Raw genomic sequence first — 6,822 nt, forward strand, 5'->3', positions numbered from 1 at the left:
GACAACCAAGGGCGGCATCGTCGGCGGCGCTCAATGCGCCGCCTGCGGCCCCCGCACGATCCCCGACAAGGCGAGCTGCTCGTCGATCGCGGCGAGCAGGCGCGCGAGCGCCGCCTCGTCCTTCGCCTCGGCGCGCGCGACGAGAACGTCCTGCGTGTTCGAGGCGCGGAGCAGCCACCAGCCATCGTCGGTGAGCACGCGCGCGCCGTCGGTGCGGTCGACCTTCGCCCCCGATTCGGCGAGCCGGTCCAGAACTTCGTCCACAATGGCGAACTTGCGGCTCTCGTCGACCTGGAAGCGCATTTCGGGGGTGTTGACCATCGGCGCCATATTGCCGCGCAATTCGGTGACGCTCTCACCCAGCTTCGCCGCCGCCTCGATCAGCCGCACCGCGGCATAGGGCGCGTCGTCATAGCCGTAATAGCGGTCGGCAAAGAAGATATGCCCGCTCATCTCGCCCGCCAGCGGGCTCGCGGTTTCCTTCATCTTCGCCTTGATCAGGCTGTGGCCGGTCTTCCACATCAGGGGTTTGCCGCCAAGTTCGGCGACGCGGTCGAACAGCGCCTGGCTCGCCTTCACATCGGCGATCACCGTCGCGCCGGGCATGTCCTTCAGCACCGCGGCGGCATAGATTTGCAGCAGCTGGTCGCCCCAGATCACCCGGCCCTCGCCGTCGATCGCGCCGATGCGGTCGCCGTCTCCATCGAAAGCGACGCCGAAATCGAGGCTCTTCTCGGCGACGAGTTTCCTCAGATCGGCGAGATTCTTTTCCTCGGTCGGATCGGGATGGTGGTTCGGGAAATGGCCGTCGATGTCGGTAAACAGCAAATGATGTTCGCCGGGAAGGCGCGCGGTGAGCTTCTCGATCACGGTGCCCGCGGCGCCGTTGCCGGCGTCCCAACCGATGCGGAAGGCGCCGCCGGCGAAACCCTCGACGAGCCGGTCGACATAGGCGTCGACGATGTCGATGCTCTCAGACGTGCCTTCTCCCGCATCCCAGTCGCCCGCGGCGGCCATTTCGCCGATGGCCAAAATGTCGGCGCCAAAGAAGGGACGCCCCTGAAACACCATCTTGAAACCATTATAGTCGGGGGGGTTGTGGCTGCCGGTTATCTGTATGCCGCCGTCCACATCTTCGGTTGAAGCGGCATAATAGAGCATTGGCGTCGGCCCGAGCCCGACGTTGAGCGCATCGACGCCCGCGGCATTGATCCCGGCGATCAGCGCGTCGGCGAGCATCGGGGACGACAGGCGCCCGTCATAGCCGACCGCGACGCTTTTGCCTCCCGCGCGGCGGATCAGCGTCGCGAAGCTGCGCCCGATCGCATAGGCGTCCTTGTCCGAAAGCGTGTCGCCGACCACCCCGCGGATATCATATTCGCGGAGCATCGTCGGATGGAAATTGTGCGTCATGTTTGAACCTCTTGGGGAGAGAAGGGTCAGGCTGCGGCGAACAAATCCCCGTCCGGATGCAATCTTTCGCGCGCCGGGAGGTTGAGTCCGCCCATCGCCTCGCGGAGTTCCTGCCGCGCGACGACGTGGCCGATTCCCATGCCGCCGAGATGCGCCTTGTCGAGCAGGGTGAGGCCAGCCGGGAAAAGCTCGCGATAGATGACGCGCTCGCCGAGCCCGGGGATGACGCGGAAGCCGACGCGGCGTGACAGCTGGGTCAGCGCCTCGCCGACGCGGCGCATATTGTGCGCGTCGACATGCTGGAGGCGGTTGCGCAGGATGATCCAGTCGATCGTCCGCCCGTCGCTCTTGGCGCGCGCCTTGCGTGTGTCCCAGATGAGTTCGGAATAGAAGCTCGGCCGGGTAACCTGGAAGGTCTCGGGATCGACCTGTCCGATCAGGTCGAAATCGATGAAGCTGTCGTTGATCGGGGTGACGAGCGTGTCGGCGCTCGTCGCAAGATGGCGCGCGAAGACGTCGTCGCGGCCCGGCGTGTCGGCGATCAGATAATCGACATCGACGCTCAGCCGCGCGACCTGCGCGTCGAGTTCCTCGATCGTCGATCCGGTGAACACCTCGAAGCGCGGGGTCGGCAGCGCGATCTCGCGGCGCTTCGCCGTATTCTCGCGATTTTCGAGATAGCGGTGGAAGGTGCGCTGACGCGGGTCGAGGTCGATGCCCGCGACGCGCCACCCCTGGCTCGCCAATGCGACCGCGAAATGCACGGCGCAGGTCGATTTGCCCGTCCCGCCCTTTTCATTGGCAAAGATGATGCGGTGCGGTGCGGGGGTCGTCATGAGCGTTGCGATTTTCCTGTTGGCACGGCATGGGCGGCCGTCGCGCGAAGTGATATAGTCGCGCCAATATCGGAGGGCGACGAACCGTGCAAATCATCCGTGACATCGCGATGCTGCACCGTGCCGTTACGGCACTGAAACAGGGGGGGAAGAGCGTCGCGCTGGTCCCCACCATGGGTTCGCTGCACGACGGCCATCTCTCGCTCGTCCGCATGGCGAAGCGCGTCGCCGACCACGCCGTCGTGTCGATCTTCGTCAATCCCACGCAATTCGGCCCGAACGAGGATTTCGAGGCCTATCCGCGGGACGAAGCGCGCGACGCCGCGCTGCTGGTCGAGGAGGGGGCGAGCCTGCTCTGGGCGCCCGATGTCGCGACCATGTATCCCGGCGGACACAACACGCATATCGAGGTCGCCGAGCTTGGCGCCGATTATTGCGGCGCCGCGCGTCCGGGCCATTTCGACGGCGTCGCGACCGTCGTCGCGAAACTGTTCAACCAGGTGCGCCCCGACGTCGCGATCTTCGGCGAAAAGGACTGGCAACAGCTCGCGATCATCCGCCGCATGGCGCGCGACCTCGATTTCGCGATCGACATTTTGGGTGCGCCGATCGCGCGCGACAGCGACGGCCTCGCGATGTCGTCGCGCAACGCCTATCTCTCGGACGCGCAGCGCGCGGCGGCGCCCGCCTTTCCCGCCGCGTTGAACGCCGCGGCGCAGGCGATCGCAGGCGGCGCCGACGTCACCGAAACGCTCGTCAGGGCCGAGGCGGCGATCGTCGCGGGCGGATTCGACAGCGTCGACTATGTCGCGCTGGCCGATGCCGACAGCCTCGAACGGCTTCGCGCCTTCCGCGCGCCGGCGCGCCTGCTCGCTGCCGCCCGGATCGGAAAAACGCGGCTGATCGACAATCTGGCGGTGGGCTGATCGGCTCGGAAGTCCGGGAATTTCCGGGGAGTTTGTACAATATCTACAAAAAACGACATCGTCGTTAACGCTTTGTTGACCATAAACCGCAAATTTGGCCCCGAGGTCTCCATGTGGGGTGGAGGCAAAGGGGGTTATCATGGCGAACAGTCTGAAGTCTGCCCAATATCTGATCGAGAGCCGCTTGCTCGACGCAGCGCGCGGCGATGCGGGCGCCTATTTCGATCTCGGTATCGCGTTTTCGACCGGCTCGGGCGGGGTCGATGTCGACCTGATCCAAGCGCATAAATGGTTCAATCTCGCCGCGCTCGGCGGCAATGTCGAAGGCCAGCATTGCCGCGCCGACGTGTCGAGCGAAATGTCGCGCGACGAAATCGCCGAAGCACAGCGCCAGGCGCGCGCCTGGCTCGACGAGACGGCGCGCCGTCCCGCCGCCCGCCGCTTCGCGGCCTGATCCTTCCAAAATCCTCTTTTTTCGTCATGCCGGACTTGATCCGGCATCCATCCAGCGGATGATGCTGGACCCCGGATCAAGTCCGGGGTGACGAAGGGGACGTTTCAGCTCTTCCGCTTGAAGGGCATTTGCCCTTCCAGCCATTCCATCTCGGCCGCTTCGGCCTGCCGTTCCTGTTCGAGATAGTCGGCGACCGCACGGCGAAAGCCCGGATCGGCGATGAAATGCGCCGACCAGGTCGCGACAGGGCCATAGCCGCGCGCGAGCTTGTGCCCGCCCTGCGCGCCAGCCTCGACCCGCGCGAGCCCGCGTTCGATCGCGATGTCGATCGCGCGGTAATAGCATAGCTCGAAATGCAGATAGGGGATTTCTGCGAGACATCCCCAATAGCGGCCATACAGCGCGTCGGCGCCGAGGAAGTGCAGCGCGCCGGCGACCGGCCGCTCGTCGGCGTCATGGGCGATGAGCAGGATGATCTGATCGGCCATATGCTCGCCCATCAGGTCGAAGGCGGCGCGAGTCAGATAGGGATGCCCCCATTTGCGCGCGCCGGTGTCCTGATAGAAAAGCCACATCGCGTCCCAATGCTCGGGCCGGATCGCGTCGCCCGTCAGTTCCTCGACGCGCAGTCCCTCGACCGCGCGCAGCCGCTCCTTGCGCAGCTGCTTGCGCTTCTGCGAGTTCAGCGTGGCGAGGAAATCGTTGAAGCTGGCATAGCCCGCGTTCGCGAAATGGAACTGGATATCGCGGCGGACGAGCCAGCCCGCCTCTTCGAACAGCGGCATCTGTTCGGGGGCGACGAAGGTCGCATGCGCCGACGACAATTGATTCTGCCGCACCACCGCCTCGGCGGCGCGGAGCAGCAGCAAGGCGTCACCCTTGTCCTTGGCGAGCAGGCGCGGGCCCGGCACCGGCGTGAAGGGCGCCGCGATCTGCAGCTTGGGATAATAATCGCCGCCCGCGCGCGTCCACGCGTCGGCCCACGCGTGGTCGAAGACATATTCGCCCTGGCTGTGCGATTTGAGGTAGGCGGGCGCCGCGGCGACGAGCGCGCCGGCGGCGTCCTCGACAAGCAGCGGCGCGGGCTGCCAGCCGGTGCCCGGCCCGACGCTGCCCGATTGTTCGAGCAGCGACAGGAAGGCGTGGCCGACGAAGGGATTGCCGCCACCCGCCAGCGCATCCCACGCCGCCGCATCGATCGCGGCGACCCCGGTTCCGAGCGAGATCGTCCGGGCGGGCGGGTCGGCTTCGGCCACCGGATGCCTTAGGCGGGCTTCACCGCGACGATCGCGTCGGCCTCGACCGCCGCGCCGAGCGGCAGCACCGCGACGCCGACCGCGGCGCGCGCGTGGCGGCCCGCTTCGCCGAACAGTGTTTCGAACAGTTCCGATGCGCCGTTGGCGACCTTCGCCTGATCGGTGAAGCTCGGCGCGCTGTTGACGAACACGCCCAGCTTGACGACGCGCTCGACGCGCGACCAGTCGCCGCCCAAGGCCTGCCCGATCTGCGCGACGAGCATCAGCGCGACGCGCTGCGCCGCATCCTGCCCGCCCGCAACGTCCATATCGTCGCCGAGGCGGCCGGTGACGACCTGTCCGTCGCGGAAGGGCAACTGGCCGCTGACATAGAGCATGCCGCCCTGCTCGACGACGGGCACATAGGCCGCGACCGGCGCGGCGGGCTTGGGGAGTTCGAGGCCGAGCTCGGCGATCTTGGCGGCGATATCCATGGGGGTGGTTCCTTCTTAAACCGGCTCGGCGGCCGGGGCGGGGATATTTTCGGCGAGGCGAGCCAATATCCAGCCCTGCGCCTCTTTCCAATCGTCGATTCGCGCATGGGCGTATTTCGCCGGCGCGATCTTGCCGGCGATCGCGGGCTCGCCGATCAGGTGCAGCCGCCACACGTCGGGCGCCTCTTGCGCGACCGACTGGTGGTGGCCGGCGAGGTCGTCGATAAACACCGCGACCGAGGGGCGATATTGCTCGATCAGGCGGCGCACCGGCTCGCCCTTGCCGCCGCGGCTGCCGATCACCGGCGCACGGAAATCATGGAGCGCAAGCTGGTCGATCCGTGCCTGCTGATGCTCGGGACCGACATTGGTCAGGACGACGATATCGGCCTCGGCGCCGATCGCCGCCATCGCGGCCAAGGCGCCGGCTATCGGATATTGCCGCGTCATTTCGGTGCGGAAGAAGCCGTCGAGCAGCGGCCATACCTCGGCCGCCTCCAATGGCGTGCCGCATTCCTTGCGTTTCAGCGCATTGGCGAAGCTCGCATCCTCGATGCGAAAGATCACGCCATGTTCGGCGTCGACCCATTCGGCGAAAGGCACGACCATGTGCATCAGCACCTCGTCGCAATCGGTGATGACGAGCGGGCGGTTCATGCGGAGGTTCCTTCGAGTCTGTGGGCGGCGGCGGCGATGCTGGCGGGCGGCACCTGCAAGGCATCGGCGCAGGCAACAAGATCGTTTTCGTGGCCGGCGAGGAAGGCGAGGATCGCCGCGAGCGTCGCCTGCTCGCCCAGCGAAGCGCGCAGTTCGTCGGGCGCGAGGCCGGTCAACGCGAGCAGCCGTTCGGCGCGCGGTTCGTCGCTCAAAATCCAGCCGAGTGCATGAAGCGCCAGCGCCGCATCATCTTCCAGCAAGCCCGATCCCTCCGTCGCGATGCAATTGTGTCGTGCGGCCGATTCGCCTAAACGGGCCGCGCACGCAAGGTGGGGAACGGAAAGCACATGGGCAAGACCATCCTGGTCGTCGAGGATAATGAACTCAACCTCCGCCTCTTCTGCGACCTCCTCAACGCCCATGGCTACAGCGCGCATCCGGTGCGCGACGGACGCGACGCGCTGGCGAAGGCGCGCGAAATCACCCCTGACCTGATCATCATGGATATCCAGCTGCCGCATGTCAGCGGGCTCGATCTGATCGGCCAGATGAAGGCCGATCTCAGCTTGCGCGCCGTGCCGATCATGGCGGTCACCGCCTATGCCGGGAAGGGTGACGAGGAACAGATCAAGGCGGCGGGGGCCGAGGCCTATGTCTCGAAACCGATCTCGGTGATCAAGTTCATCGAAAGCGTCGGGGCGTTCGCTTAGGGCGGGTTTCGGCCGGAAGCTGCCGATCCTCCCCGGCACGGGGAGGGGGACCACCGAAGGTGGTGGAGGGGCACAGGCGGAGCCGCACGACTCAGAT

The 6,822-nt window shown here is 66.3% G+C and carries 9 protein-coding genes; 3 read left to right on the top strand and 6 right to left on the bottom strand.

Features of this window, described 5'->3' with window-relative positions:
• Positions 1–30: 30 nt before the first annotated feature.
• Both pgmG and FG95_RS12075 read right to left on the bottom strand, forming a co-directional pair.
• The gene (gene pgmG / locus FG95_RS12070) at positions 31–1,413 is read right to left on the bottom strand and encodes a phosphoglucomutase/phosphomannomutase PgmG (protein ID WP_037556155.1); all 1,383 of its coding nucleotides are present in this window, start codon (positions 1,411–1,413) and stop codon (positions 31–33) included.
• Positions 1,414–1,439: 26 nt separating this feature from the next.
• On the bottom strand, positions 1,440–2,249 hold the full coding sequence (locus FG95_RS12075) for a division plane positioning ATPase MipZ (RefSeq protein WP_037556156.1): 810 nt from the start codon (positions 2,247–2,249) through the stop codon (positions 1,440–1,442).
• Between the two features lie 86 nt (positions 2,250–2,335).
• Between FG95_RS12075 and panC the strand changes: the two genes are divergently transcribed.
• Entirely contained in the window at positions 2,336–3,175 is an 840-nt protein-coding gene (panC, locus tag FG95_RS12080) for a pantoate--beta-alanine ligase (protein WP_037556157.1), read from the top strand.
• 139 nt (positions 3,176–3,314) lie between these two features.
• Positions 3,315–3,629, top strand: a complete 315-nt coding sequence (locus FG95_RS12085) for a sel1 repeat family protein (RefSeq protein WP_037556159.1) — start codon at positions 3,315–3,317, stop codon at positions 3,627–3,629.
• Between the two features lie 104 nt (positions 3,630–3,733).
• On the opposite strand, the gene FG95_RS12090 is transcribed toward FG95_RS12085, so the two are convergent.
• From FG95_RS12090 to FG95_RS12105, 4 genes are read right to left on the bottom strand one after another with little or no spacing between them, the layout of a single operon-like run.
• The gene (locus FG95_RS12090; RefSeq protein ID WP_037556161.1) at positions 3,734–4,885 is read right to left on the bottom strand and encodes a GNAT family N-acetyltransferase; all 1,152 of its coding nucleotides are present in this window, start codon (positions 4,883–4,885) and stop codon (positions 3,734–3,736) included.
• An 8-nt stretch (positions 4,886–4,893) separates the two neighbouring features.
• Positions 4,894–5,358 (bottom strand): RidA family protein, encoded by a 465-nt coding sequence (locus FG95_RS12095; protein ID WP_037556163.1) that lies wholly within the window; start codon positions 5,356–5,358, stop codon positions 4,894–4,896.
• 15 nt (positions 5,359–5,373) lie between these two features.
• Entirely contained in the window at positions 5,374–6,015 is a 642-nt protein-coding gene (locus tag FG95_RS12100; RefSeq protein WP_037556166.1) for an HAD family hydrolase, read from the bottom strand.
• Positions 6,012–6,275, bottom strand: a complete 264-nt coding sequence (locus tag FG95_RS12105; protein ID WP_037556169.1) for a DUF3572 family protein — start codon at positions 6,273–6,275, stop codon at positions 6,012–6,014. Before FG95_RS12105 ends, FG95_RS12100 begins: the two co-directional genes overlap by 4 nt.
• Positions 6,276–6,362: 87 nt before the next feature.
• Here FG95_RS12105 and FG95_RS12110 point away from each other — a divergent pair, with 87 nt between their 5' ends.
• On the top strand, positions 6,363–6,725 hold the full coding sequence (locus FG95_RS12110; RefSeq protein WP_037556171.1) for a response regulator: 363 nt from the start codon (positions 6,363–6,365) through the stop codon (positions 6,723–6,725).
• Positions 6,726–6,822: the final 97 nt, after the last annotated feature.

The organism is Sphingopyxis sp. LC363 (assembly GCF_000756385.1).
GTDB lineage: Bacteria > Pseudomonadota > Alphaproteobacteria > Sphingomonadales > Sphingomonadaceae > Sphingopyxis.

Coding starts and splice junctions, on each gene's coding strand:
- FG95_RS12085 (WP_037556159.1), top strand. CDS start 3,315: ATGGCGAACAGTCTGAAGTCTGCCCAATATCTGATCGAGAGCCGCTTG.
- pgmG (WP_037556155.1), bottom strand. CDS start 1,413: ATGACGCACAATTTCCATCCGACGATGCTCCGCGAATATGATATCCGC.
- FG95_RS12095 (WP_037556163.1), bottom strand. CDS start 5,358: ATGGATATCGCCGCCAAGATCGCCGAGCTCGGCCTCGAACTCCCCAAG.
- FG95_RS12110 (WP_037556171.1), top strand. CDS start 6,363: ATGGGCAAGACCATCCTGGTCGTCGAGGATAATGAACTCAACCTCCGC.
- FG95_RS12100 (WP_037556166.1), bottom strand. CDS start 6,015: ATGAACCGCCCGCTCGTCATCACCGATTGCGACGAGGTGCTGATGCAC.
- FG95_RS12075 (WP_037556156.1), bottom strand. CDS start 2,249: ATGACGACCCCCGCACCGCACCGCATCATCTTTGCCAATGAAAAGGGC.